We start from the raw sequence: 23,557 nt of genomic DNA on the forward strand, positions 1-23,557 counted from the left end.
CGTTAACCGATAATTAACGTTGGAGCTTGAAGCCGGCCCCGCGACTTGCTTTGATCACCGTCATGAGCACGACCCTGATCGAGGTACGAGCGGCAAGGGCAGCGGATGCGTCCGCGGTCGCGGCCACCCATGACGAAGCCTGGCGTTCCGCGTATCAGGGCATCATCCCGGGTGCGGAGCTGGAAAAGCTGATCAACCGCCGCGGTCCGACCTGGTGGGACTCGGCGATCCGCAAGGGCAGCCGAATCAGCGTGCTGTGCTTCGGCGACAAGATTGCCGGCTACGCCAATTACGGTCGTAACCGCGCCCGCAGCCTGCAGTTCGAAGGCGAGATCTACGAGCTTTATCTGCGTCCCGAGTTCCAGGGGCTCGGCTTCGGCCGCCGCCTGTTCGCCGCCGCCCGGCGCGATCTGGTGCAGAGCGGCCTGAAGAGCATGGTGATCTGGGCGCTGTCCGATAACGAGCCGGCGACCGAGTTCTATCGCGCCCTCGGCGGCCGGATGGTCGCCCGCTCGTCGGAGCGGTTCGGGCCGAAGTCGCTCGACAAGGTTGCGTTTGCCTGGAGCAACTAAGCTTTTTGCGCTGGCGAACGCCGCCAGCGCAGGCTATTCGGGTGGTTCCTGAAATCAAATCAGTCTGGAGCTCTTGATGCGCATCGACGCAATCCCCGTCGGCGTGAACCCTCCGTATGACGTCAACGTCATCATCGAGGTGCCGGTCGGCGGTGAGCCGATCAAGTACGAAATGGATAAGGCCGCCGGTACCCTGGTGGTCGATCGGTTCCTTTATACCTCGATGCATTATCCGGGGAATTACGGCTTCATCCCCCACACCCTGTCGGACGACGGCGACCCCTGCGACGTGCTGGTTGCCAACACCCGCGGCATCGTGCCGGGCGCGGTGATGAGCGTGCGGCCGGTCGGCGTGTTGTACATGAGCGACGAAGCCGGCCACGACGAGAAGATCATCGCGGTCCCGTCGTCGAAGCTGACCCAGCGCTACGACCGCATCAAGACCTACTCGGACCTGCCGGAGATCACGCTGGCTCAGTTTCAGCACTTCTTCGAGCACTACAAGGACCTCGAGCCCGGCAAGTGGGTCAAGGTGGTGCGTTGGGGCGGTGCCGACGAGGCCCATAAGCTGATCCTCGAAGGCCTCGACCGGGCCAAGCAAGCCAAGAAGGGCTGAGCGGCCGGACGAAACGCCGGCGAACAGGAGTTCTGATGCGCCGGCTGCTTCGATGGATTCGGAACCTGGTCGCGATCGCCGTGCTGGCGGTCGCGGTCCTGGCCGGGGTGCTGGCCTACAACACCTTCCGGCACGGCTCGCGGCAGATCGATGTCGCCGCAGTGCCGCCGATCGCGATCGACGAGCAGGGCGCCGCGCAGCGGCTGTCGCAGTCGATCCGCTTTCAGACCATCTCCAATTTCCTCAATCCCGAGCAGGACGCCGAGGCGCTCCGCGGCTTGCGCGCGCATATCGAGGCCAGCTTCCCGGCGTTCCACGCGGCGGCCAAGCAGGAGGTCGTCGGCGGTCACAGCCTGCTCTACACTTGGGCAGGCAGCGACCCGCAGGCCAAGCCGATCGCGCTACTCGCGCATCAGGACGTGGTGCCGATCGCGCCGAAGACCGAAGCAGACTGGCAGCAGCCGCCGTTCAGCGGCGCGATCGAAGGCGGCTTCGTCTGGGGCCGCGGCTCGTGGGACGACAAGGGCAACCTCTACGCCATGCTGGAGGCTGCCGAGCTGATGGCCAAGCAGGGCTTCCGGCCGAAGCGGACGATCTATTTCGCGTTCGGCCATGACGAGGAAGTCTCCGGCCTGCGCGGGGCCGCCAAGATCGCCGAGCTGCTAGCGTCGCGAAACGTCCGGCTCGATTTCGTGCTCGACGAGGGGCTCCTGATCACCGACGGGGTGATGAAGGGCCTCGACAAGCCCGCCGCGCTGATCGGCGTCTCCGAAAAGGGCTACGCCACGCTGGTGCTGACCGCCCGCGGCACCCCGGGCCATTCGTCGATGCCGCCGCGCGACACCGCGATCGGGATGCTGGCGGCGGCGCTGACCCATCTCGAAGACAACCGGCTGCCGATGCGGATCCGCGGTTCGGTGGCCGAGATGTTCGACACCCTGGCGCCGGAGATGAGCGGCTTCAGCCGGGTCGCGCTGTCGAACCTCTGGCTGTTCCGGCCGCTGCTGCTGCGCGAATTCGCCAAGAGCGGCACCACCGCGGCGATGGTGCAGACAACGACGGCGCTCACCGTGTTCAACGCCGGCGACAAGGACAACGTGCTGCCCGGCGTCGCCGAGGCCAGCGTCAATTTCCGCCTGCTGCCGGGCGATACCCAGACCAGCGTCACCGATCATGTCCGCAGCGTGGTCGCCAACGACAAGATCGCGGTGAGCGGCTTCGAAGGCAATTTCGATCCGCCGCCGGTGACCGGCACCAGTAGCCCGTCCTATCAGGCGCTGAACCGCACCATCCGCGAGGTGTTTCCCGACGTGATCGTCGCGCCGGGCCTGATGATCGCCGCAACCGACTCGCGGCACTACGCGCAGGTCGCCGACAACATCTTCCGGTTCTCGCCGGTCCGCGCCACGCCCGAAGATCTTAAGCGCTTCCACGGCACCAACGAGCGTATCAGCATCAAGAACTACGCGGACATGATCCGGTTCTACGTACGGCTGATGCAGAGCACGGCGGGCTGAAGCACCGCGCCTCCGGTCACGGCACAGTGCGTGACTTAACGCGCATCGTCATTGCCGGGCTCGATGTTCAGCCCGGAGACATAGTCGACACGTGTTCGGAGACATGACCGACACTTTCCACGCCCGTCAAGTCGATGGTGGCGACTTGGTGGGCAGCGAAGAACACGCCGTATTTGCCGTCGGTGGAGAGCGGCCTGATGGCCAAGCGCTCTCCGGCGAAGGCTTGCGGCACCTTCCACAAACGACCTTTGAAGCTGACATAGGCCTTGGTTTTCGAGACGGATCGGACGATGTCGCGCTCATCGTATTCTGGAGCCGGCAGGCGGTCCGGCAGAGAACGCCGGCTCGGCTGGTAGCGATCAGCAGGCACCAGCTGGCCTAGCGACTCGTGAGGGCGCTCGAAGTTGTACACCTCGCGCCAGGAATCGAAGGCACGTTGCGCCTCGGCGAGGTCGCGCAAGGGCCGCAGTGCAAACACCTCGTCGTCCAGCGTGCGATGAAAACGCTCGTTCTTGCCGCGGCTCTGCGGGTGATAGGGACGACTACGGATCACCCTGATGCCGAGCTTGAGCAGCCACACCGAGAACCATGTCCAGCGCTCGCCGGAACTGTCCGACCACGGCGAGCCGTTGTCGACGAAGATCGTGTCGGGCAAGCCGTAGTGCCGGAACGTCGTTTGCAGCCTGTCCTGCACGGTTTCGCCGCGCTGATCGGCGCAAGCCTGGAGGCACAGATCGTAGCGTGAGTGATCGTCCACCACGGTCAGCGGATGGCAGCGGACGTCGTTGCCGAGCCGAACCCAGCCTTTGAAGTCCATCTGCCAAAGCATGTTCGGCGCCGGCATCTCGAACCGCAGCGTCGCCGGTGGACCGCCGGCGGCAGGCTTGATCCGGCCGTGCCGGCGCAGGATCTCGTGGATCGTCGACACCGCCGGAGCGTGCTGTCCGGACCGCTCCATCGAGCTGGCGATCTTGCGCGCGCCCCATGCCGGATGCGCATCACGAACCGCCAGCACCTGTGCCTCACACGCCGCCGAGGTCTGCCGCGGGCTGTCGTGCGGCCGCCGCGACAGGTCGGCGAGATCACCTCCGGCCGCCCATCGCTCCAACCATTTGTAGCCGGTCGTCCAATGAATGCCGAACCGCCGGCACAGCTCGCGCCGGTTCGCCCCCTCCTGCATCGCAAGCCGTACGAACTCGCGTCTCTGATCCACTGCCGACACCTCACGCCAGGGCATGGACTTGGCCTCCAACCGCCAAATCCAGCCACTATGATGCGTCGACTATGTCTCCGAACACCCGTAGGTCATGTCTCCGGGCTGAACACTCGACCCGGCAATCCATCATCTTCGCGAAATGCTTCTTTCGCGCGCTTCCGCGCGCGATGGATACGCGGGTCAAGCCCGCGTATGACGAATGCGGAGACGCGGCTATAGCCGCGTCCGCTTACACCGCCGGCTTCGGCAGGCCGTGGATCGCGCAGGCGGCGCGGACGGTGTTGACCAGCAGGCACGCCACCGTCATCAGGCCGACGCCGCCCGGGACCGGCGTGATCGCGCCGGCGACCTCCTTGGCCTCGTTGAACGCGACGTCGCCGAGCAGCTTGTCCTTGCCGCCGTCCTTGCCCGGCGTCCGGTTGATGCCGACGTCGATCACGGTGGCGCCCGGCTTGATCCAGTCGCCCTTCACCATCTCGGCCTTGCCGACCGCGGCGAACACCAGATCGGCCTGGCGGCACAGCGCCGGCAGATCGCGGGTGCGCGAATGCGCGATCGTCACAGTCGCGTTCTCGTTCAGCAGCAATTGCACCAGCGGTTTGCCGACCAGATTGGAGCGGCCGATCACCAGCGCGTTCATGCCTTCGAGCGAGGCGTGCACCGTCTTGGCCATGATGATGCTGCCGAGCGGCGTGCACGGCGTCAGCGCGAACAGGCCGGAAGCGAGCCGGCCCGCATTGGTCGGGTTGAGGCCGTCGACGTCCTTGGCAGGATCGATCGCGTCGATCACCGCATTGCTGTCGAGCCCCTTGGGCAGCGGCAATTGCACCAGGATGCCATGTACCGCCGGATCGGCATTGAGCTTTGCGATCAACGCCATCAGCTCGGCCTGCGGGACATCGGCCGGCAGCCGGTGTTCGAACGAGGCCATGCCGGCCTCTTGGGTCTGCTTGTGCTTGGAGCGGACGTAGACCTCGGAGGCGGGGTCGTTGCCGACCAGCACCACCGCCAGGCCCGGCGTGATGCCGTGCTCGGTCTTCAGCCGCGTGACTTCGGCGGCGACGCGGGCGCGTAGCTCGGCCGAGATGATTTTTCCATCGATGATCCGGGCTGTCATGTCGTCCTCTTTGCCTGTCCCAGCCGATGCGTCCGCATCGAAATGACAACGCCTCCCCGGAGCGGAGAGGCGAACGGTGGATCGCCCTCGCGGGCCTCCCGGGTGATTATTCGGCGGGCTTGGCCGCCACCAGGCGGCGCAACGCCTCGCCGAGCTGTTTTGGATCGCCGTCGATCGCGATCTGTTTCTGCCGCGAGGTCGCGCCCGACAGCAGCCTTACATTGCGCTTCGGCACGCCGACCGCCTTGGCCAGCAGCTCCGTCACTGCCCGGTTGGCCTCGCCGCCATCGGCGATCGCCCGAACCCGCACTTTGACCACCGGCCGCCCGTCGGAGAGTGTTTCCAGCCCGTCGATGTCGTCGCGGCCGCCGCGCGGGGTCACCCGCACCGCTACCGCCACGCCCTGAGCCGAATACCGCCAAGCTTCCGCCATGCCGGCCTCCGCCTGTCCGGCGGTTAGAACACTGCCGGGTAAATGTAATAGGTGATCACGCGCTGCAGGAACATGATCAGAAGGATCAGGATGATCGGCGAGATATCGAGGCCGCCGAGCGAGGGCAGCAGATTCCGAATCGGCGCCAGCAGCGGCTCGGTGATTCGGTACAGGAACTCGGACACCGCGCCGACGAACTGGTTGCGCGTGTTCACCACGTTGAAGGCGATCAGCCAGGACAGGATCGCGGAGGCGATCAGCAGCCAGATGTAGAGATCGAGGATGATGAGAACGATGTCGAGAATGGCGCGCATGGCGGGGGAAAACTCGCGGTTTCGGTCGCGGAAAGCTCGAGCCGTAGATATCGGTTCACCCCCGTCCAAACAAGGGAACTCGGCGGCAATAAAGCCGCGGCCGGCCGATTTCGATCCGCCCTGTCGTCCTTGACTTGGCCGCGACCTGCACTGTAAATGGCGGCGTTCGCTGGCCGGGACGACATGTCCTGACCGCGCAAGGGGCCATAGCTCAGCTGGGAGAGCGCATCGTTCGCAATGATGAGGTCGGCGGTTCGATCCCGCCTGGCTCCACCAACTTTCCGAGACCAAGACGGAAAGTTGGCGACCTTCGCGACACGATCCCAGCACGGTTTTTCTGAAAAACAGGACGAACCCTCGGTCTTCGACCGCTGATTTTTCGCGTCTGAACCTTTGATAGCCTGACAGCCGGCTGACGGCCGCCGAGCGTCCCTGTCGAGACGCCCGGCGATCTACACTCGATCACACGCCGCTGAAGCGCGGCGGGCGCTTTTCGACGAAGCTGGCGACACCTTCCTTGAAGTCGGCGCTGGCGAGCGAAATCGCCATCTCGCGATTGGCCTCGATGGTCGCCTCCGCCAACGTCTGGAACGGCACGTCGTAGAGCTGGCGCTTGATCACCCGCATCGATGCCGGCGCGACGTTATCGGCGAGGTCGCGGGCATAGGCGTAGGTCTGCTCCCGGAGCTGATCGGCCGGATACAGCCGGTTCACCAGTCCCATCCGCAGCGCCTCGTCGGCCGACACACGGCGGGCCGACAGCAACAGATCGAGCGCGTTGGCGTGGCCGACGATCCGCGGCAGCATCCAGGAGATGCCATGCTCGGCGATCAGTCCGCGCCGCGCGAAGGCGGTGGTGAACACCGCAGAGTCGGCGGCGAAGCGAACGTCGCAATAGAGCGCGTGGACCATGCCGATCCCGGCCGTGGCGCCGTTGAGCATGCCGATGATCGGCTTGGGAATCGAGGGATAGAACGCGTAGCGGGTCTGCCAGTCCGCCCTGCGATTCATGTCGAACGGCGGCAGATCGGCGGCGCGGCGAACGTCGGATGGATCGATGTTCTGCAGCACCTCCATGTCTGCTCCGGCGCAGAAGCCGCGGCCGGCGCCGGTCAGCACGATGACGCGCACGTCGTTGTCCGAAGCCGCCTGCTGCATCGCAGCCCGCACCTCTTGCTCCATCACCGGCGTCCACGCATTCATGCGGTCCGGCCGGTTCAGCGTGATGGTCGCGATCCGATCCGCGACCTCATAGAGGATGTCCTGGTAGCTCAACGGCGTTTCTCCCTTTGTTGATTGTTGTTGGGCGCACGACCAGCGTCGTGCGCGTCGCCCGCCGTGGGCGATAGATTTCAGGCGCGGCGCGAGCCCTTGGGCCGGGCCAGATAGTCCTGGGTTTCTGGGCGCTGCTGCAGCCAGCCGCTCCATTTGCGGAAGACTTTGGCCATCCGCTCGGGTGCGACGCCGAGCTGCGCCATCGCCACGCCGCCATTGACCGATTCGTGATACTCCGCGATCAGCGCGCCGCGCAGCACGAAGCGGCTGATGCCGTCGATCACCACGCGCTGGCCTGCAAAGTCGGGCACGGTCGAGGTGAAGCTCGACAGCGACCATGCATAGCCGAGGTCGCCGTTGCAGACGGGGTCGAACATCTCCCAGCGATAATCGGCGGCGTCGCGATGAAACAGGTCCTGCATCATCGCGGCGATCTCGGCGCGTCCGGTGTGCGGGCCGTAGATGTAGTCGTGGTACGTCGCGTCTTCGGTGAAATGGTTGGCGAACCTTGCGCCGTCGCCGGATTCCGCCGCGCGAGTCAAACTCTCCAGCAGCCGCGCGAATTCCTCGCTCGTCATGCGCACTCCCTTGCTGCCCCGGTCATGTCCGCCGAAGCTTGGCAGGGAGCTTAGCAATCGCCGCGGCCGCGAGGGAAGCGGATTTGCGGCGGGGAGCCCGGCGCTATTCCGCGGCCTCACGCAGCGCCGTCACCGGCGCGCCGAGGGGCGCGCGCGACAGCCAGTGGTCGAGGAAGTGTTCGAGCCAGATCCGCTCGGCGAGATCGTGCACGGCGCGTTCGGCAAAATGCTCGCGTCGCGGCCGCGCGCCGGGAAGCGACAGCCGTTCCTCTCCCTTGGTGGTCCAGCGATGCATCATCGCCCAGGTCACGTCGGGATGGAATTGAAAGCCGAAGGCGGTATCGCTGCGGATCGCCTGCACCGGAAAGTCGCCGCCTTCCGCCAGCAGATCGGCGCCGGCCGGCAGCTCGAAGCCTTCGACGTGCCAGTGGTACACCTGCCGCGGCCAGTGCGCGCACATCGCGCGGCCCGCGGCGGTGGGGCGGATGTCGTAGTAGCCGACCTCGGCACGGCCGTGAGGATGCGGTGCCACGCGGGCGCCGAGCTGTTTGGCCAGCATCTGCGCGCCGAGGCAGATGCCGAGGAACGGCCGCCGTTCCTTCAGCGGCACGGCGATCCAATCGATCTCACGGCGGATGTAATCGTCCGGATCGTTGGCGCTCATCGGTCCGCCGAAGATCACCGCGCCGGCGTGTTCGTCGAGCGACGGCGGAAGGGAATCGCCGAACCGCGGCCGGCGAATGTCCAGCGGATGGCCGAGCGCGCGCAGCGCATTGCCGACGCGGCCGGGCGTCGAGGTCTCCTGGTGCAGAACGATCAGCACCGGTCTCGGATCATTGGCCTTTGCAGGCTGCAGCGCAGGCGAAGATGCCCGGCCGCAATCGGTCAGTCGAACAAGCATGGGAGGGTCAGTCCAGAGCCGCGCCGAACAGAATTGCCGCACCGCCGATCAGGATGTCCGGCGGAAGATGACAAATTCTTAAAGCAAGGCTCGGGCCAGATCATGGCCCTGCGAAATATCAGCGACGGCGCAACTGGAAGCCGCTGACTGCGGCGGCGATGAAGCCGCGCGGGAAGAAGCGCAGCAGGAACGGCACGATCTTCACGCCAAGGCCCGGCAGCACGATCCGCTTGTTGTCCATCAGGCCCTGATAGGCCTGACGCGCGACCTCCGCGGGCGACACGTTGAGCACGGCGCTGTCGAAGCCCGGCTCGAAGCCGGCGCGGTCCTGGAACTCGGTCTGCACCGGGCCCGGACACAGCGCGGTCACGCGCACGCCTTTCGGACCGAGCTCTTGATGCAGCGCTTCGCTGAACGACAGCACATAGGCTTTCGACGCGTAGTACACCGCCATGCCGGGGCCGGGCAGGAAGCCGGCGATCGACGCGACATTGAGGATGCCGCCGCGCAGGCGGGCGATGCTGTCGGCAAACCGCAGCGTCAGATCGGTCAGCGCCCTGATGTTGAGGTCGATGATACCAAGCTGGCTTTCGCGATCGAGCTCGACCGCGCGGCCAAACAGACCGTAGCCGGCGTTGTTGATGAGGTACTCGACCTCGACGCCCGCCGCGTTCAGAGCCGAGATGATCTGTTCGGCGGCGCCCGGCTGGCCGAGATCGCATGCGATCACGATCGGCTCCGGTCCGCCCTTGGCGCGAATGTCCGCCGCAAGGGATTCGAGGCGGTCGCCGCGCCGCGCCACCAGTGCCACGCGATGAGCATTGTCTGCAAAAATTCGCGCCAGTTCGACACCGATCCCGGCCGATGCGCCTGTAATCAACGTCACACGTTCAGTCACGACAGGAAACTCATGTTTCAAATGGGCCGAACGGCCTCCAGGGAACAGCTATGGCCTTATGCGGGAAGCAAGCAGCGTGCAAGGGCCGATGCGGCTTGCAGGGCCGAAACGCACGCTGATGCTGCGAGGCGTGGCGGGACAAATAAGGGTTCCCGTTACCCGAGGTTTCGCCGGATTTCTGGTTAGTTCGCGGGATCGACCTCAGGCATACTCCCCATCGTACCGCCTTGGGCGGCACTGGGCGCGACCGGAGCCTCGGCAGCTACCTTCTGGCGCAGGGTGACGCGGTCGCGGGTCGAGACCGCCAACAGGTCGGCTGCGCGCCACACCACGTTCTCTTCGAATTCGGTGACGGTACCGTCGGCGTACACCAGCTCCCACATCATTTCGACGATCCGCAGCCGGCCTTGCTCATTGACCGAACGCATGATCACGCTGGTGAAATGGTAAAGGTCAACGGCCTCGCCCTCGATCAGCGTCGCCGAGGCAATCAGCCGAGACGCGGTCGCGGTGTCGAGACCGAAGCGCTGTTCGAGCAAAGCGTGCAGCTTTTGCTTTTCGACCTCCGACGGGTCGCCATCGATCGAAATCACATGAATCAGCAGCGCCGTCGCGGCGAGGCGGTAGCCGCCCTCGTCGAGCGTCAGCTCATCCGGGGCGCTCGGGGCGACGACGTCGGTGATGAATTGGCGCAGTTTGTCCAGCATCGTCTCTCGTCTTTCGATGGGGGCGACGGCTCGTCGCTCTATGACGTGGAAAGGGAACGCTCGCAATCCTGCCCCGGTTCCGGGGAGTTCCATGACGGTTTGGCAATGCGAAAGGGCTTCGTTGGTGCCGCAAGGCTCACCGGGCGGTGAGCCGGAACCGCGGCGACCGATCAGGCTGGGTGGTGACGACCCCAATCGGGACCACCGGCTCGGAATCGATCAGCTCGATCCGGAAGTTGCCGACGACCTTCGCCAGCGCCAGCGTGGCTTCGACCAGGGCGAAATGCGCCCCGATACAAACCCGCGGGCCGACGCCGAACGGCAGATAGGCGAACCTGTCGGGCGGCGGCGCGCCCGGCAGAAAGCGCTCGGGCACGAACGCGTTCGGATCGCTCCAGAGCTTCTCGTGCCGGTGCAGCAGCCACGGCGCGATCAGCATCACGTCGTGCCGACGAACCGCAAAGCCCGCGACCTGGTCGGGCCCCGCGGCTTCCCGCACGATCAGGAATGCGGGCGGATACAGCCGCAGCGTTTCGTCGAGCACCGCACGGGTGAACGGCAGCCGGTCGATCTCGGTGCCACCGAGACCGACCCGGCGAACTTCACCGGCCAACCGCTCCTGGGCGTCGGGATCGAGCGCCAACAGGTACAGCGCCCAGAACAGCGCGGCGGCGGTGGTTTCGTGCCCGGCCAGGATCATGGTGGCGACCTGATCGCCAAGCTGCGCGTCGGAGAATGCTTCACCGGTTTCCGGGTCGCGCGCCGCCAGCATCAGTTCGAACAGGTCGCGCGGCGGCGCGCCTTCCGCCTTGCCGGCTGCACGTCGCGCGGCGATCAGTTCGCCGATGAAGCGCGTCCAACGCCGGCGAAACAATGCGCGCGAAACATCCTGCGGCGTCGGCCAGCCGAGCGGCAGCAACAGATCGAGAAACCGCGGGCTCGCCAGCCGGGTGCCGTAGTCGATCACGAAGCTGCGCAGCGTCTGACCGTGCGTTCCCATCTCGAACGAGAACATCGTCCGCCCGGCGATCTCCAGCGCCAAATGCTGCATGGTTTCGCGCAAGTCCACGGGAGCGCCGGTCTTGCGATGCAGCCCCTCGACCACCTCGTCGGTGGCCGAGGCCATATGCGGCACCAGCGTTGCGACGGCGCGCGGGGTGAAGGCCGGCGCCAGCGTCCGGCGCTGATGCTTCCAGTCGCGGCCTTCGGCCAGCAGCAGGCCCTCGCCGAGCATCGGCCGCAGCACGCGGATTCCCGTCGCGGTGCGGTGATAGTTGCCAAAATTGTCGACCAGCACGTGGCGGATCGCGTCCGGCGTGTTGAGGATGTAGCTGGAGTGGGCGAAGAACCGGCCCCGGACGACATCGTCCTGGTAGGCGCGGTCGCCCCAGCTCGCGATCGCGTTGTGGCGGATCGCGGCGAGCCGGCCGAGCGCCGAAAGATTCTCTGGCGCGCGCGGCGGCGTCGGCGGGATCAGCGGCGCACGGGATGCCGGGCGGTCGTCGATTGCGGCGATGCTCACCTCGAACCCACTCCCTCGTCGTTGTCCAACGAAGGTAGTGTGGGAAACAGGCAGGGAGAAGGCGTCGGCGGAACCCGCAAGCGAGGCGTTCGGCCGCAGCGTGGCGGCCCAAACCGGGCTCAGAGCATTCCGGGCAGGACGCGATCCGGCGGCTTGTGATTATCCAGGAAGGTGCGGATGTTGATGATCACCTTCTCGCCCATCTCGACGCGGCCCTCGATGGTGGCCGAGCCCATGTGCGGCAGCAGCACGACTTTGCCGTGCTTGGCGAGACGCACCAGCTTCGGATTGACCGCCGGCTCGTGCTCGTAAACGTCGAGGCCGGCGCCGGCGATGTCGCCGGCTTCGATCAGCTTGGTGAGCGTTTCTTCGTCGATCACCTCGCCGCGGGCGGTGTTGACGATGAAGGCGTCCTTGCGGATCAGCTTCAGCCGCCGCGCCGACAGCAGGTGGAACGTCGCCGGGGTGTGCGGACAGTTCACCGAAATGATGTCCATCCGCGCCAGCATCTGGTCGAGCGAATCCCAATAGGTCGCGCCGAGTTCGTCGGCGATCCGCGGGGCCACCGGCTTGCGGTTGTGATAGTGGATCTGCAGCCCGAACGCGCGGGCGCGGCGCGCCACCGCCTGGCCGATCCGGCCCATGCCGATAATGCCGAGCCGCTTGCCGCCGAGCCTGCGTCCAAGCATCCAGGTCGGCGACCAGCCGGGCCATTCGCCGCCGTCGGTCAGGAGCGCGGCCCCTTCGATCATCCGGCGCGGCACCGCCAGGATGAGCGCCATGGTCATGTCGGCGGTGTCTTCGGTCAGAACTTTGGGGGTGTTGGTGACGGTGATGCCGCGCGCATGCGCTGCGGCCACGTCGAGATTGTCGATGCCGTTGCCGAAATGCGCGATCAGCCGCAGCTTGCAGTCGGGCTGGTTGACCATCGCGGCGGTGATCTCGTCGGTCACCGTTGGTACCAGGACGTCGGCAGTGCGGGCGGCTTCGGCGAGTTGCTCGGCGGTCATCGGGACATCGTCGAGATTCAGCCGGGCGTCGAACAGCTCACGCATCCGGGTTTCGATCGAGTCCGGAAGCTTGCGGGTGACGACGACCAGAGGCTTTTTCTTAACCGACATTCCAACGCTCTCTGACGAGCTTAACGAGATCGTTTAGTCCCCGTTAACTCAGCTGTTCGACACTCCCGCAGCAGCGTGACCACAGGGGCCGGTCCCGACCATAAGGTCCCTTCCGTTCCTTGGGTTACCGGATGCCTTCCGGCCTTCTCTAGCAGAAGACCGCGCCAAGACAAGGACCCCTGGGTTTCGCCGGAGACGGCCGCGCCGCAAATCCCGCGACGAAGAGGCGTGTCGATGTCGATGAAATACCTGATGGCGGTAACGGCGTTCGCAGGTGCGATGATTTGCGCTGCGACCTTCGCGCACGCCGGCAAGGAGTCACCGTTGTCGGCGAGCGGACTGCCGGTGCCGCGATACGTCAGTCTTAAGTCTGATCACGTCAATGTCCGGGTCGGACCGACCAAGGACAACGACGTCGCCTGGGTCTACACCCGCGCGGGCCTGCCGGTCGAAGTCACCGCCGAATTCGAGAACTGGCGGCGGGTCCGGGATTCCGAGGGCGCCGAAGGTTGGGTGTACCACTCGCTGCTGTCCGGCCGCCGCACCGCGGTCGTCACCATGAAGGACAAGGACGGCTTGGCGCCGCTGTATGAGAGCGCCAGCTCCGGCAGCGCCGTGGTGGCCCGGTTGCAGGCCGGCGTGGTGGCGCAGGTCAAGCGCTGCGACATGAAATGGTGCCGGATCGTCGGCAGTGGCTTCGACGGCTGGATCGAGAAGCTGCAGCTGTGGGGCGTTTACGCCGACGAGCAGGTCAACTGATCGCGCCGTAGCCGATGCCCGACGGCCGCGGCGAGGGCGCGTAAAAAAGCCCGAGGGAAGGCTGCGCTCGGGCCTCAACCATCACCAAGAATCACTCGAAAGACGGCGTTCAGCCCTTCTTTCGCAGCCGCACAACGACGTCGACCCGGGCGATCTCGTAGCCATCGGGAACATCCGGCGTCGCCTTGAGCTCGAGCTCGGCATGGGGAATGTCGATCAGCTCGTGGTTGTTCTCGAGGTAGAAGTGCTGGTGCGCCGACACGTTGGTGTCGAAATAGGTCTTGGTGCCGTCGACGCTGACCTGACGCAGCAGACCGACTTCGGTGAGCTGGTTCAAGGTGTTGTAGACGGTCGCCAGCGACACCGGCACCTTGGCCTGGCTGGCCTCTTCGTACAGCATTTCCGCCGTCAGATGGCGGTCGCCCTTGCCGAACAGCAGCCAGCCCAGCGCCATACGCTGACGGGTCGGACGCAGGCCGACCGACTGCAGCATCTCGTTGACATCATGCCACGGGCAGCCGTTCAGCCGAGGTTCTGCGTGCGAGTGCGCCTCGTGCGCCGGTTCCTCTTGCAAAAATGCCACTCGTTCACCGATGTCCACTTCCGCAACCCCTAATGCGCGCCTGTTGGAAACTCGACCGTCTGATTATAGGAAGCATTCCTTGTTGGTGCAAGCGCTTCGCAACTAGCGAAGCTCGGTCGATTTGCTTAAGTAAGATCACGGAGGTGCCGCTAGGCGGGGCAATATGCCTATGTTACAGACCCGCGCATTCACCGGGCGCGCTTCGCGCACGCACCGAATCGGCCGCGTGGGCAGCCAAAAACCTCACGATCGAATCAAGAAGAAGGCATCGTCGCATGCGGGACCGTCGCTCCAGCTACGAATATGAAGATCTGCTGGCCTGCGGCCGGGGCGAACTGTTTGGCGCGGGCAACGCCCAGCTGCCGCTGCCGCCCATGCTGATGTTCGACCGCATCACCATCATCACCGAGGACGGCGGCGAGTTCGGCAAGGGCCAGGTTCGCGCCGAGCTCGACGTGAAGCCGGACCTCTGGTTCTTCGCCTGCCACTTCAAGAACGATCCGGTGATGCCGGGCTGCCTCGGCCTCGACGCGATGTGGCAGATGGTCGGCTTCTTTCTCGGCTGGGTCGGCGGCGAAGGCCCGGGCCGCGCGCTCGGCCTCGGGGAACTAAAGTTCACCGGCCAAGTGCTGCCGCACATCAGCAAGATCGTTTACAATGTCGACATCAAGCGGGTGATGCGCTCGAAGCTTTGGCTCGGCATTGCCGATGGCTGGCTTTCGGCCGACGACGAGGTCATCTACCGCGCAAAGGATCTGAAAGTCGGTCTGTTCAAGCAGACGGCGCAGCCGGTCGGCGGCTAGCGAGTGCTAGCCGAGCCGTGTCTTCAGCCGCGAACGACCCTGGAGTGAACGAGGCGATCACATGAGACGAGTTGTTGTGACGGGGATGGGGATCGTCTCGTCGATTGGTAACAACACACAAGAAGTTCTGGCGAGCCTGCACGACGCCAAGTCCGGTATTTCGCGTGCCGAAAAGCATGCCGAGCTCGGCTTCCGCTCGCAGGTCCAGGGCGCACCGACGCTGAATCCGGCCGATGTGGTCGATCGTCGCGCGATGCGGTTTCTCGGTGAAGGCGCGGCGTGGAACCACGTTGCGATGGAGCAGGCGCTCGCCGATTCCGGGCTCGAAGAGTCCGATATCTCGAACGAGCGCACCGGCATCGTGATGGGCTCCGGCGGCCCGTCGGCCCGCACCATCGTCGAAGCCGCCGACATCACCCGTACCAAGGGCCCGAAGCGCGTCGGTCCGTTCGCGGTGCCGAAGGCGATGAGCTCGACGGCGTCGGCTACGCTCGCGACCTGGTTCAAGATCAAGGGCGTCAACTACTCGATCTCGTCGGCCTGCGCGACCTCCAACCACTGCATCGGCAACGCATACGAGCTGATCCAGTGGGGCAAGCAGGATGTGATGTTCGCCGGCGGCTGCGAGGAACTCGACTGGTCGCTGTCGGTGCTGTTCGACGCGATGGGCGCGATGTCGTCGAAGTACAACGACACTCCGGCCACTGCCTCGCGCCCTTATGACGTGTCGCGCGACGGCTTCGTGATCGCCGGCGGAGCCGGCGTCCTGGTGCTGGAAGAGCTCGAACACGCCAAGGCGCGCGGCGCCAAGATCTACGGCGAAATCATCGGCTATGGCGCGACCAGCGACGGCTACGACATGGTGGCGCCGTCGGGCGAGGGCGCCGAGCGCTGCATGAAGATGGCGCTGGCAACCACCGGCGGCATCAAGATCGACTACATCAATCCGCACGCGACCTCGACGCCGGCCGGCGACCCGCCGGAAATCGCGGCGATCCGCAAGGTGTTCGGCAACGAGGACAAGTGCCCGCCGATCTCGGCCACCAAGGCGCTGACCGGCCACTCGCTCGGCGCCACCGGTGTGCAGGAGGCGATCTACTCGCTGCTGATGATGCAGAACGGCTTCATCTGCGAAAGCGCTCACATCACCGAACTCGATCCGGCCTTCGCCGACATGCCGATCGTGCGCAAGCGCGTCGACAACGCCAAGCTCGGCGCCGTGCTGTCGAACTCCTTTGGCTTCGGCGGCACCAACGCCACGCTGGTGTTCAAGCGGCTGGATGCGTGATCGCGGAAGGCTCTCCCCGGTCCCGGTGAGTTGCCACATCCACGTGCTAGGATCCTCATGGTGAGGAGGCGCCCTTTGGCGCCGTCTCGAACCATGAGTTGTTGACCGCTTCATCCTTCGAGACGCGCGCTGTCGCGTGCTCCTCAGGATGAGGTCCGAACCAGAGAGCGACCACAATGCAGGGACTGATGCAGGGTAAGCGCGGGCTGATCATGGGCGTCGCCAACGACCATTCGATCGCTTGGGGCATGGCGAAGACGCTGGCGGCGCACGGCGCCGAACTCGCCTTCACCTATCAGGGCGAAGCGCTGGCCCGGCGGGTCAAGCCGCTGGCGCAGTCGCTGAATTCCGATCTGGTGCTGCCCTGCGACGTCGAAGATATCGCCAGCGTCGATGCGGTGTTCGATACGCTGAAGGACAAGTGGGGCAAGCTCGACTTCGTGATCCACGCGATCGGCTTCTCCGACAAGAACGAGCTGCGCGGTCAGTACATCGACACCAGCCGCGCCAACTTCTCGCGCACTATGGTGATCTCCTGCTTCTCCTTCACCGAGGTCGCCAAGCGCGCCGCGGCGCTGATGCCGGATGGCGGCGCGATGATCACGCTGACCTTCGGCGCGTCCGAGCGGGCGATGCCGAACTACAATGTGATGGGCCTCGCCAAGGCGGCGTTGGAAGCCAGCGTGCGCTACCTCGCCTGCGACCTCGGCCCGAAGGGGATCCGCGTCAATGCGGTCTCGGCCGGTCCGGTGCGGACGCTGGCCGGCGCCGGCATCGGCGATTCCCGCGCGATGTTCGGCTTCATGGAAAAACACTCGCCGCTCGGCCGCGGCGTGACGCTGGAAGAACTCGGCGGCTCGGCGCTGTATCTCTTGTCGGACCTCTCCGGCGGCGTCACCGGCGAAACCCACTACGTCGATTCCGGCTACAACATCGTGCTGATGCCGAAGCCGGACGCGCTGAAGGCGGACGCCGACAAGGCGTAGCGGATAGGCCGGGCTCTCGCGCGGCGTCTCCTATCAGTCGGCAGTCTGGGCGAAAGGCGCTTTGCGCTTAATCCAGCGTGATGAGTTGCGGCGAACGCTACTGCCGTGCCTGGGGCGCCCTCACCCCAGCCCTCTCCCGCACGCGGGAGAGGGAGCGCGCCGTGCTGGCGGAGAGGGCCATCACCGATCTCGCGCCATCACCGAGCTTATGAGCTAACGAGTCCACGCGAGGCCTCTCCCCAACCGCAGCGGGACTCCCTCTCCCGCTTGCGGGAGAGGGCTGGGGTGAGGGCGACGCGCGTCGCAGCATCCGTCATCCTTGCGAAAGCGGAGATGCAGCCGGCAGGCGCCGGGCTTACTTCTTCCGCTTGATCGAATTCAGCGCGCCGGACGAACGGACTTCGGGATTTGGGGCGCCGTCTGCCTTCGACCACTCGACGACCTGCTCGACGCCGCCGACGTCCAGCCGCGACGGGCCGGACAGCATCAGCGTGATCTTGTTATTGGCGCCGGTGGCTTTCAGCTTGCCCGGCTCCTCGCCGGCTTCCAGCGTCGTCGTCACGGTGTTCTTCGCCACGCTGACCACGACGTCGTTGGCGCGGCCGCCGTTGACGACGTTGTCCGAGCCCGACACCGACAGCGTCTGCCCCTGCTCGAAACTGACCTTGTGCTTGCTGCCATGTACCGTGATGGTGCGGCATTGGCCGGTCAGAGCGATCTCGTTTTCCGCGCCGTACACGCCGACATTCTTGCCCTGACAGTCGATGTCGCGGCTGATTCCGATGCCTTGAATCGTCAGCTCATCGTCATCGGCATGAGCGAGGCCGACAACGGCCAGCATCGCAGCGGTGATCACAGGCAGGCGAAGCAGCATCAAGACATCCTTGCGTTGTTGAAGGGACGCAAAGGAAAGCAAACCGATCAAGTATCGTCAACGCAACGCAGAGAAATGGAACCGCAGCGGCGCGCAGACATTTCGTGAGATGGGCAAACGCTGATTGAGGTTCACGTCCATCAAGCGTTGCTATCAGGCCCGCTTGCGGAGACGCAAAAGGGCGACCCGAAGGCCGCCCTTTCGTCGTCATCAACTCATCGTCGGTGGCGATCAGGCCGCGGCCTTCTGCCCGACGATGTCGAACCGGTCGGCGTTCATCACCTTGGCCCAGGCCGCGGCGAAGTCCTTCACGAACTTATCCTGGGCATCCGAGCACGCGTACACTTCGGCGAAGGCGCGGAGCTGGGAGTGCGAGCCGAAGATCAGGTCGACGCGCGTGCCGGTCCAACGCAACTCGTTGGTCTTGCGGTCGCGGCCTTCGTAGATCTCGACCTCGCCGTTCGCCTTGGTCCACTTGGTGCCCATGTCGAGCAGGTTGACGAAGAAGTCGTTGGTCAGCTTCTCGGGCCGCTCGGTGAGCACGCCGTGGGTGGCGTGTTCGTAGTTGGCTCCGAGCACACGCAGGCCGCCGACCAGCACGGTCAGTTCAGGGCCGGTGAGCCGGAGAAGCTGAGCCTTGTCGACCAGCGCCTCCTCGGGGTGCATGAACTGATGCCGCTTGGTGTTGATGTAGTTGCGGAAGCCATCGGCCCGCGGCTCCAGCACCTCGAACGACTCGACGTCGGTCTGCTCGGCCGACGCGTCCATCCGGCCGGGGGTGAACGGCACCTTGACGGTGGTGCCGGCATCCTTGGCGGCCTTCTCGATCGCAGCGACGCCGCCGAGCACGATCAGGTCGGCGAGCGAAACCTTCTTGCCGCCGTTCTGCGCGCCATTGAACTCGCCCTGGATCGCTTCGAGCTTGCTCAGCACCTGCGCCAGCTCGGCCGGATGGTTGACCTCCCAGTCCTTCTGCGGGGCCAGGCGAATGCGCGCACCATTGGCGCCGCCGCGCTTGTCCGAGCCGCGGAAGGTCGAGGCCGACGCCCACGCGGTGGAGACCAGCTGCGACACCGACAGACCAGAGGCGAGGATCTTCGCCTTCAGCGACTCGATGTCGGCATCGCTGACCAGTTCGTGGTCGACCGCCGGGATCGGATCCTGCCAGATCAGCTCTTCCTTCGGCACTTCCGGGCCGAGGTAGCGCACGCGCGGTCCCATGTCCCGATGCGTCAGCTTGAACCAGGCGCGGGCGAACGCGTCGGCGAACTGATCGGGATTTTCCATGAAGCGACGCGAGATCTTCTCGTAGATCGGATCGAAGCGCAGCGACAGGTCGGTGGTGAGCATCTTCGGCACGTGCTTCTTCTCCGGATCGAACGGATCCGGAATGGTCGCGCCCGCGCCCTTGGCGCGCCACTGCTTGGCGCCGGCCGGGCTCTGCTCCAGCTCCCACTCGTAGCCGAACAGATTCCAGAAGAAGTTGTTGCTCCACTTGGTCGGCGTGGTGGTCCAGATCACTTCCGGGCCGCCCGTGATGGTGTCGGCGCCGAAGCCGGTGCCGAATTTGCTGGTCCAGCCGAGACCCTGCTCCTCGAGCAGCCCGCCTTCCGGAGCCGGCCCGATCAGCGAGGGATCGCCGGCGCCGTGGGTCTTACCGAAGGTGTGGCCGCCGGCGATCAGCGCCACGGTCTCTTCGTCGTTCATCGCCATGCGATAGAACGTCTCACGGATATCCTTGGCGGCGGCGACCGGATCGGGGTTGCCGTTCGGGCCTTCCGGGTTCACGTAGATCAGGCCCATCTGCACCGCGCCGAGCGGCTCGGAGAGCTGGCGCTCGCCCGAATAGCGCTCGTCGCCCAGCCAGGTGCCTTCCGGGCCCCAATACAGCTCTTCCGGCTCCCAGACATCGGCGCGGCCGCCGGCGAAGCCGAAGGTCTTGAAGCCCATCGATTCCAGCGCGACGTTGCCGGTGAGGATCATCAGGTCGGCCCACGAGATCTTGCGGCCGTACTTCTGCTTGATCGGCCACAGCAGCCGGCGGGCCTTGTCGAGGTTGGCGTTGTCCGGCCACGAATTCAGCGGCGCGAAACGCTGCTGGCCGGCGCCGGCGCCGCCACGGCCGTCGGTGATGCGATAGGTGCCGGCCGAGTGCCAGGCCATGCGGATGAACAGGCCGCCATAATGACCGAAGTCGGCCGGCCACCATTCCTGCGAATCCGTCATCAGCGCGTGAAGGTCCTTCTTCACCGCTTCCAGATCGAGCTTCTTGAATTCTTCGGCGTAGTCGAACGCCTCGCCCATCGGGTCGGACTTTTTCGAGTTGTTGTGCAGCACCGAAATGTCGAGCTGATCCGGCCACCAATCACGGTTGCGGTGGCCGTGGCTGCCGCCTGAGAACGGGCACTTGCCTGCGCCCTTGTCATCCGTCTTTGCGTCCATGGTGTCTCTCCGATCTCGCGTTGCAGTGTTTTCCCGGCGCAATGTGCTGGCGTCTTTGGAAAGTTTCGTGACGCCGGCCAGGTCCGGGATCGAATTGAACGCCGCGAGCGTGGGGGATCGCCCGCGGCGTTGCTTCCTGGAGTGAAGGGTGTGTGTTGGCCGTTCACCCCCGGAAGTTGTGTTCCAGGTCCAGCATGCAGACCTTGGATCAGTTCTATCATCAGGTCCAGTCGAATTGATTTTGCCTCGTGATCAGATAAACTGATCGCATGATCTCCCTGAGGCAGCTTCGCTATCTGTCGGCCTTGGCCCGGCACGGCCATTTCGGCCGCGCCGCCGATGCCTGTTCGGTGACTCAGCCGGCATTGTCGATGCAGATCGCCGAGCTGGAGCGCACGCTCGGGGTGAAAGTCGTGGAACGCCGGCCCGGTGAGGTGTTTCTCACCGACATCGGCCGCGAGATCGCCCGGCGTGCCGAAGAGGTGCTGGCTGCGACCCGCGATCTGGTGGACTTCGCCCGCCACCGCGCCAAGCCGCTCACCGGCCGGCTCAGCCTCGGGGTGATTCCGTCGCTGGCGCCGTATCTGCTGCCGAAGGTGCTGCCGCTGCTGCAACAGCGCTTCCCGGAGCTGCGGCTGGAGCTGCGGGAAAGCCAGACCCGCCCGCTGGTGGCCGACGTCGTGAGCGGCGTGCTCGATGCCGCGCTGCTGGCGCTGCCTGCCGGGCATTCCGATCTGGACGCGATTCCGCTGTTCGATGACCCGTTTTTGCTCGCGGTGCCGGCCGAGGATCCGCGCTCGGAACACACGCCGATCGGGGTCGAGGAGATCGACCAGTCGCGGCTGATCCTGCTGGAGGATGGGCACTGCCTGCGCGATCAGGCACTGGCGTTTTGCGCCACTGCGCGCAATCGCGGCATTCAGATCGGGAGCGCCGGCACCGCCAGTTTCGGTGCGTCCAGCCTGACGACGGTGATTCAGATGGTCGCGGGCGGCTACGGCATTACGCTGATTCCGCAGATCGCCGCCGAGGTGGAGCGCCGTGATTCGCGGGTGAAATTTCTGCGGCTGCGCCGGCCGCAGCCTGGCCGCAGTGTCGGCCTCGTCTTCCGCAAAACCTCGCCGCGCCGCGCTGACTTCGAGGCATTCGGCGAGGTCGTTAAACAGGGGATCGCCGGCGCGGCGCCGATCGAATCCGCGGTCGCCTGAGGCTGGTTACTTAGCCGGCCGCGATCGCAGCCGCTTCGGCGGCGGCGCGCTGCATGCTCGACGACATCTCGCTGGTCACCGTGCTCTGCTCCTCGACCGCCGCAGCCGTCGAGCTGACGTATTCGCTGACGTTCTGGATCGCCGTCTTGATCTTGCCGAGTGCGCCGACGACGTCGCCGGAAATGCTGGTGAGATTGCCGATCTCGGTGCCGATCTTGTCGGTCGCCTGCTTGGCCTGATTGGCGAGGTTCTTCACCTCCGCCGCCACCACGGCGAAGCCTCGGCCTGCTTCGCCGGCGCGCGCCGATTCGATCGTGGCATTGAGGGCCAGCAGGTTGATCTGCCCGGTGATGTGATTGATCAGTTCGACGATGCCGCTCATCGCCTGCGCCGCATCGTTGAGTTGGTTGGCCTGCGAGTCGGCGGCATCGACTTCGCCGACCGCGTTCATCGCGGTCTGCCGCGACTTGGTCATCGCTTCAGAAATCTCGCGCACCGAAGCGTTGAGTTCCTCCGCACCCGCCGCAACCGATTCCATCATGGCACGAACGCGTTCATTGCCCATGCGGGTGAGTACCTGGCGGGTGGTGTCGGTGGCGTACTTCACCACCTTGAAAGGCCGTCCATTGAGATCGAGGATCGGATTGTACGACGCCTGGATCCAGACCTCTCTGCCGCCCTTGCCAATGCGCTTGTATTCGCCGGCCTGGTAGTCGCCCCGTCCGAGCGCCGCCCAAAACGCCCGATAGGCCGCACCCTCACGCTCGGCAGGATCGACGAACATGCTGTGGTGCCTGCCCTTGATCTCGCCCAGCGAGTAACCGAGCGCGTGCAGGAAGTTGTCGTTGGCGTCCAGCACCGTGCCGTCGATGCTGAACTCGATCACCGCCTGCGACTTGCGGATCGCGTCGATCTGGCCGGAGAAGTCGGCGTTCTTCAGCTTCTGCGCCGTGACGTCGGTTGCGTATTTCACCACCTTGAACGGCTTGCCGCGAGCATCGAGGATCGGGTTGTAGGACGCCAGGATCCAGATTTCTTTGCCGCCCTTGCCGATCCGCTTGAACTCGCCGGGGAAGTATTCGCCGCGGTTCAGCCGTGACCAGAATTCACGGTAGTCGCTGCTGTCGCGCACCGATGGCTCGACGAACATGCTGTGATGCTTGCCCTTGATCTCGCCCAGCGAGTACCCCATCGCGGCGAGAAAATTATCGTTGGCTGTGAGGACGGTGCCGTCCATCGCAAACTCGATCACCGCCTGGGCGCGGCCGATCGCCGCGAGCTTGCCGGCGTCTTCTAACGAATGGGTCTTGGCTGCGGTGATGTCGGCTGCAAACTTCACCACACCGGTCGGCTTGCCGCTCTTGTCGAGGATGGGATTGTAGGACGCCTGAATCCAGACCTCCCGGCCGCCCTTGCCGATGCGGAGGAATTCGCCGGATTGATACTGACCGGCGCGCAGCGCGGTCCAGAATTCGCGATAGGCCGGGCTGTCGTGCTCGGTCGGATCGACGAACATGCTGTGATGCTTGCCCTTGATCTCGGGCAGCGAGTAGCCGAGCGCGGCGAGGAAGTTGTCGTTGGCGTCGATCACGTTGCCGTCGAGGTCGAATTCGATCACCGCTTGGGAGCGATTGAGCGCCGCGAGCATCGCTGCCGCATGGTCATGGCCGGCGGAGCGGGTGAAGGAGAACATTCGATGCCTTCCTCGGGATTCGGTTGCGCTGATCGGAGGATCCGGGGCCGAAGCTGATCGCCATTTTGGTGAAGGCCCCGTTAAGTTTGCCCTAGCCCGGGGGGAGCAATCAGCACTCAATTACCGAATTTAAT

23 protein-coding genes and 1 tRNA gene are annotated in these 23,557 nt (G+C 65.2%); 9 read left to right on the plus strand and 15 right to left on the minus strand.

The annotated features are described in order from the left end of the window. The first annotated feature begins 62 nt into the window (after window positions 1–62). The 3 genes from LRC39_RS02095 (at window position 63) to LRC39_RS02105 (ending at window position 2,705) form a co-directional block, all read left to right on the plus strand. Window positions 63–572: a GNAT family N-acetyltransferase gene (locus LRC39_RS02095; RefSeq protein ID WP_011155978.1), complete on the plus strand. Its 510-nt coding sequence runs from the start codon at window positions 63–65 to the stop codon at window positions 570–572. A 76-nt stretch (window positions 573–648) separates the two neighbouring features. Beyond that, window positions 649–1,188 (plus strand): inorganic diphosphatase, encoded by a 540-nt coding sequence (ppa, locus tag LRC39_RS02100; protein WP_107342636.1) that lies wholly within the window; start codon window positions 649–651, stop codon window positions 1,186–1,188. Further along, entirely contained in the window at window positions 1,185–2,705 is a 1,521-nt protein-coding gene (locus LRC39_RS02105) for a M20 family peptidase (RefSeq protein ID WP_283812318.1), read from the plus strand. Before ppa ends, LRC39_RS02105 begins: the two co-directional genes overlap by 4 nt. Before the next feature lie 67 nt (window positions 2,706–2,772). Here the strand turns inward: LRC39_RS02105 and LRC39_RS02110 are convergent, their stop codons facing one another. From LRC39_RS02110 to LRC39_RS02125, 4 genes are all read right to left on the minus strand, one after another. Further along, the gene (locus LRC39_RS02110) at window positions 2,773–3,942 is read right to left on the minus strand and encodes an IS481 family transposase (protein WP_346295641.1); all 1,170 of its coding nucleotides are present in this window, start codon (window positions 3,940–3,942) and stop codon (window positions 2,773–2,775) included. A 208-nt stretch (window positions 3,943–4,150) separates the two neighbouring features. After that, the gene (folD, locus tag LRC39_RS02115) at window positions 4,151–5,038 is read right to left on the minus strand and encodes a bifunctional methylenetetrahydrofolate dehydrogenase/methenyltetrahydrofolate cyclohydrolase FolD (RefSeq protein ID WP_346296189.1); all 888 of its coding nucleotides are present in this window, start codon (window positions 5,036–5,038) and stop codon (window positions 4,151–4,153) included. Window positions 5,039–5,144: 106 nt separating this feature from the next. After that, window positions 5,145–5,471 (minus strand): DUF167 domain-containing protein, encoded by a 327-nt coding sequence (locus LRC39_RS02120; RefSeq protein ID WP_012494136.1) that lies wholly within the window; start codon window positions 5,469–5,471, stop codon window positions 5,145–5,147. Between the two features lie 23 nt (window positions 5,472–5,494). Then, window positions 5,495–5,785: a YggT family protein gene (locus tag LRC39_RS02125; RefSeq protein WP_012494137.1), complete on the minus strand. Its 291-nt coding sequence runs from the start codon at window positions 5,783–5,785 to the stop codon at window positions 5,495–5,497. Window positions 5,786–5,985: 200 nt separating this feature from the next. On the opposite strand from LRC39_RS02125, the gene LRC39_RS02130 reads away from it, so the two are divergent. Beyond that, window positions 5,986–6,061: transfer RNA gene (locus tag LRC39_RS02130), tRNA-Ala, on the plus strand. Window positions 6,062–6,247: 186 nt separating this feature from the next. On the opposite strand, the gene LRC39_RS02135 is transcribed toward LRC39_RS02130, so the two are convergent. The 7 genes from LRC39_RS02135 to LRC39_RS02165 all read right to left on the minus strand — a co-directional run bounded on the left by LRC39_RS02135 (window position 6,248) and on the right by LRC39_RS02165 (window position 12,787). Next, window positions 6,248–7,060: an enoyl-CoA hydratase gene (locus LRC39_RS02135; RefSeq protein ID WP_346296190.1), complete on the minus strand. Its 813-nt coding sequence runs from the start codon at window positions 7,058–7,060 to the stop codon at window positions 6,248–6,250. A 77-nt stretch (window positions 7,061–7,137) separates the two neighbouring features. Continuing rightward, window positions 7,138–7,638, minus strand: coding sequence for a nuclear transport factor 2 family protein (locus LRC39_RS02140; protein ID WP_264075266.1), 501 nt, complete (start codon window positions 7,636–7,638; stop codon window positions 7,138–7,140). Window positions 7,639–7,741: 103 nt separating this feature from the next. Beyond that, window positions 7,742–8,539, minus strand: coding sequence for a glutamine amidotransferase (locus LRC39_RS02145; protein ID WP_346296191.1), 798 nt, complete (start codon window positions 8,537–8,539; stop codon window positions 7,742–7,744). Between the two features lie 118 nt (window positions 8,540–8,657). Then, on the minus strand, window positions 8,658–9,437 hold the full coding sequence (locus LRC39_RS02150) for an SDR family NAD(P)-dependent oxidoreductase (protein ID WP_107342642.1): 780 nt from the start codon (window positions 9,435–9,437) through the stop codon (window positions 8,658–8,660). A gap of 182 nt (window positions 9,438–9,619) precedes the next feature. After that, the gene (locus tag LRC39_RS02155; RefSeq protein ID WP_346297462.1) at window positions 9,620–10,144 is read right to left on the minus strand and encodes a TerB family tellurite resistance protein; all 525 of its coding nucleotides are present in this window, start codon (window positions 10,142–10,144) and stop codon (window positions 9,620–9,622) included. A 136-nt stretch (window positions 10,145–10,280) separates the two neighbouring features. Further along, window positions 10,281–11,666 carry a cytochrome P450 gene (locus tag LRC39_RS02160; RefSeq protein WP_346296192.1) on the minus strand — a complete coding sequence of 462 codons (1,386 nt, stop codon included), beginning with the start codon at window positions 11,664–11,666 and terminating at the stop codon, window positions 10,281–10,283. A gap of 119 nt (window positions 11,667–11,785) precedes the next feature. Next, window positions 11,786–12,787, minus strand: a complete 1,002-nt coding sequence (locus tag LRC39_RS02165) for a 2-hydroxyacid dehydrogenase (RefSeq protein WP_107342645.1) — start codon at window positions 12,785–12,787, stop codon at window positions 11,786–11,788. 234 nt (window positions 12,788–13,021) lie between these two features. Between LRC39_RS02165 and LRC39_RS02170 the strand changes: the two genes are divergently transcribed. Further along, complete coding sequence (locus LRC39_RS02170) at window positions 13,022–13,546, plus strand: SH3 domain-containing protein (protein ID WP_107342646.1); 525 nt, start codon at window positions 13,022–13,024, stop codon at window positions 13,544–13,546. A 109-nt stretch (window positions 13,547–13,655) separates the two neighbouring features. Here the strand turns inward: LRC39_RS02170 and irrA are convergent, their stop codons facing one another. Next, window positions 13,656–14,129: an iron response transcriptional regulator IrrA gene (gene irrA / locus LRC39_RS02175; RefSeq protein ID WP_413776034.1), complete on the minus strand. Its 474-nt coding sequence runs from the start codon at window positions 14,127–14,129 to the stop codon at window positions 13,656–13,658. Window positions 14,130–14,404: 275 nt separating this feature from the next. On the opposite strand from irrA, the gene fabA reads away from it, so the two are divergent. From fabA to fabI, 3 genes are all read left to right on the plus strand, one after another. Continuing rightward, window positions 14,405–14,932, plus strand: a complete 528-nt coding sequence (gene fabA, locus LRC39_RS02180) for a bifunctional 3-hydroxydecanoyl-ACP dehydratase/trans-2-decenoyl-ACP isomerase (RefSeq protein ID WP_107353974.1) — start codon at window positions 14,405–14,407, stop codon at window positions 14,930–14,932. Between the two features lie 61 nt (window positions 14,933–14,993). Then, on the plus strand, window positions 14,994–16,220 hold the full coding sequence (fabB, locus tag LRC39_RS02185) for a beta-ketoacyl-ACP synthase I (protein ID WP_346296193.1): 1,227 nt from the start codon (window positions 14,994–14,996) through the stop codon (window positions 16,218–16,220). A 176-nt stretch (window positions 16,221–16,396) separates the two neighbouring features. Next, window positions 16,397–17,206 carry an enoyl-ACP reductase FabI gene (gene fabI / locus LRC39_RS02190; protein WP_012494145.1) on the plus strand — a complete coding sequence of 270 codons (810 nt, stop codon included), beginning with the start codon at window positions 16,397–16,399 and terminating at the stop codon, window positions 17,204–17,206. A gap of 355 nt (window positions 17,207–17,561) precedes the next feature. On the opposite strand, the gene LRC39_RS02195 is transcribed toward fabI, so the two are convergent. Both LRC39_RS02195 and katG read right to left on the minus strand, forming a co-directional pair. Further along, the gene (locus LRC39_RS02195; protein ID WP_346296194.1) at window positions 17,562–18,080 is read right to left on the minus strand and encodes a DUF3060 domain-containing protein; all 519 of its coding nucleotides are present in this window, start codon (window positions 18,078–18,080) and stop codon (window positions 17,562–17,564) included. A gap of 231 nt (window positions 18,081–18,311) precedes the next feature. Further along, window positions 18,312–20,522, minus strand: coding sequence for a catalase/peroxidase HPI (katG, locus tag LRC39_RS02200; protein ID WP_346296195.1), 2,211 nt, complete (start codon window positions 20,520–20,522; stop codon window positions 18,312–18,314). Between the two features lie 269 nt (window positions 20,523–20,791). Between katG and LRC39_RS02205 the strand changes: the two genes are divergently transcribed. Next, entirely contained in the window at window positions 20,792–21,730 is a 939-nt protein-coding gene (locus LRC39_RS02205) for a LysR substrate-binding domain-containing protein (RefSeq protein ID WP_264054017.1), read from the plus strand. Window positions 21,731–21,740: 10 nt separating this feature from the next. On the opposite strand, the gene LRC39_RS02210 is transcribed toward LRC39_RS02205, so the two are convergent. Beyond that, window positions 21,741–23,423 (minus strand): methyl-accepting chemotaxis protein, encoded by a 1,683-nt coding sequence (locus LRC39_RS02210; RefSeq protein WP_107353979.1) that lies wholly within the window; start codon window positions 23,421–23,423, stop codon window positions 21,741–21,743. Window positions 23,424–23,557 lie beyond the last annotated feature (134 nt).

Source organism: Rhodopseudomonas sp. P1 (genome assembly GCF_039642825.1).
GTDB lineage: Bacteria > Pseudomonadota > Alphaproteobacteria > Rhizobiales > Xanthobacteraceae > Rhodopseudomonas > Rhodopseudomonas palustris_H.

What these genes read in the sequence shown, in the direction of transcription:
- LRC39_RS02095 (WP_011155978.1), top strand. Translation starts at nt 63, where the DNA reads ATGAGCACGACCCTGATCGAGGTACGAGCGGCAAGGGCAGCGGATGCG.
- LRC39_RS02110 (WP_346295641.1), bottom strand. Translation starts at nt 3,942, where the DNA reads ATGCCCTGGCGTGAGGTGTCGGCAGTGGATCAGAGACGCGAGTTCGTA.
- LRC39_RS02170 (WP_107342646.1), top strand. Translation starts at nt 13,022, where the DNA reads ATGTCGATGAAATACCTGATGGCGGTAACGGCGTTCGCAGGTGCGATG.
- folD (WP_346296189.1), bottom strand. Translation starts at nt 5,038, where the DNA reads ATGACAGCCCGGATCATCGATGGAAAAATCATCTCGGCCGAGCTACGC.
- LRC39_RS02195 (WP_346296194.1), bottom strand. Translation starts at nt 18,080, where the DNA reads ATGCTGCTTCGCCTGCCTGTGATCACCGCTGCGATGCTGGCCGTTGTC.
- LRC39_RS02155 (WP_346297462.1), bottom strand. Translation starts at nt 10,144, where the DNA reads ATGCTGGACAAACTGCGCCAATTCATCACCGACGTCGTCGCCCCGAGC.
- LRC39_RS02140 (WP_264075266.1), bottom strand. Translation starts at nt 7,638, where the DNA reads ATGACGAGCGAGGAATTCGCGCGGCTGCTGGAGAGTTTGACTCGCGCG.
- fabB (WP_346296193.1), top strand. Translation starts at nt 14,994, where the DNA reads ATGAGACGAGTTGTTGTGACGGGGATGGGGATCGTCTCGTCGATTGGT.
- LRC39_RS02165 (WP_107342645.1), bottom strand. Translation starts at nt 12,787, where the DNA reads ATGTCGGTTAAGAAAAAGCCTCTGGTCGTCGTCACCCGCAAGCTTCCG.
- LRC39_RS02125 (WP_012494137.1), bottom strand. Translation starts at nt 5,785, where the DNA reads ATGCGCGCCATTCTCGACATCGTTCTCATCATCCTCGATCTCTACATC.
- ppa (WP_107342636.1), top strand. Translation starts at nt 649, where the DNA reads ATGCGCATCGACGCAATCCCCGTCGGCGTGAACCCTCCGTATGACGTC.
- fabI (WP_012494145.1), top strand. Translation starts at nt 16,397, where the DNA reads ATGCAGGGACTGATGCAGGGTAAGCGCGGGCTGATCATGGGCGTCGCC.
- fabA (WP_107353974.1), top strand. Translation starts at nt 14,405, where the DNA reads ATGCGGGACCGTCGCTCCAGCTACGAATATGAAGATCTGCTGGCCTGC.
- LRC39_RS02210 (WP_107353979.1), bottom strand. Translation starts at nt 23,423, where the DNA reads ATGTTCTCCTTCACCCGCTCCGCCGGCCATGACCATGCGGCAGCGATG.
- LRC39_RS02205 (WP_264054017.1), top strand. Translation starts at nt 20,792, where the DNA reads ATGATCTCCCTGAGGCAGCTTCGCTATCTGTCGGCCTTGGCCCGGCAC.
- katG (WP_346296195.1), bottom strand. Translation starts at nt 20,522, where the DNA reads ATGGACGCAAAGACGGATGACAAGGGCGCAGGCAAGTGCCCGTTCTCA.
- LRC39_RS02145 (WP_346296191.1), bottom strand. Translation starts at nt 8,539, where the DNA reads ATGCTTGTTCGACTGACCGATTGCGGCCGGGCATCTTCGCCTGCGCTG.
- LRC39_RS02120 (WP_012494136.1), bottom strand. Translation starts at nt 5,471, where the DNA reads ATGGCGGAAGCTTGGCGGTATTCGGCTCAGGGCGTGGCGGTAGCGGTG.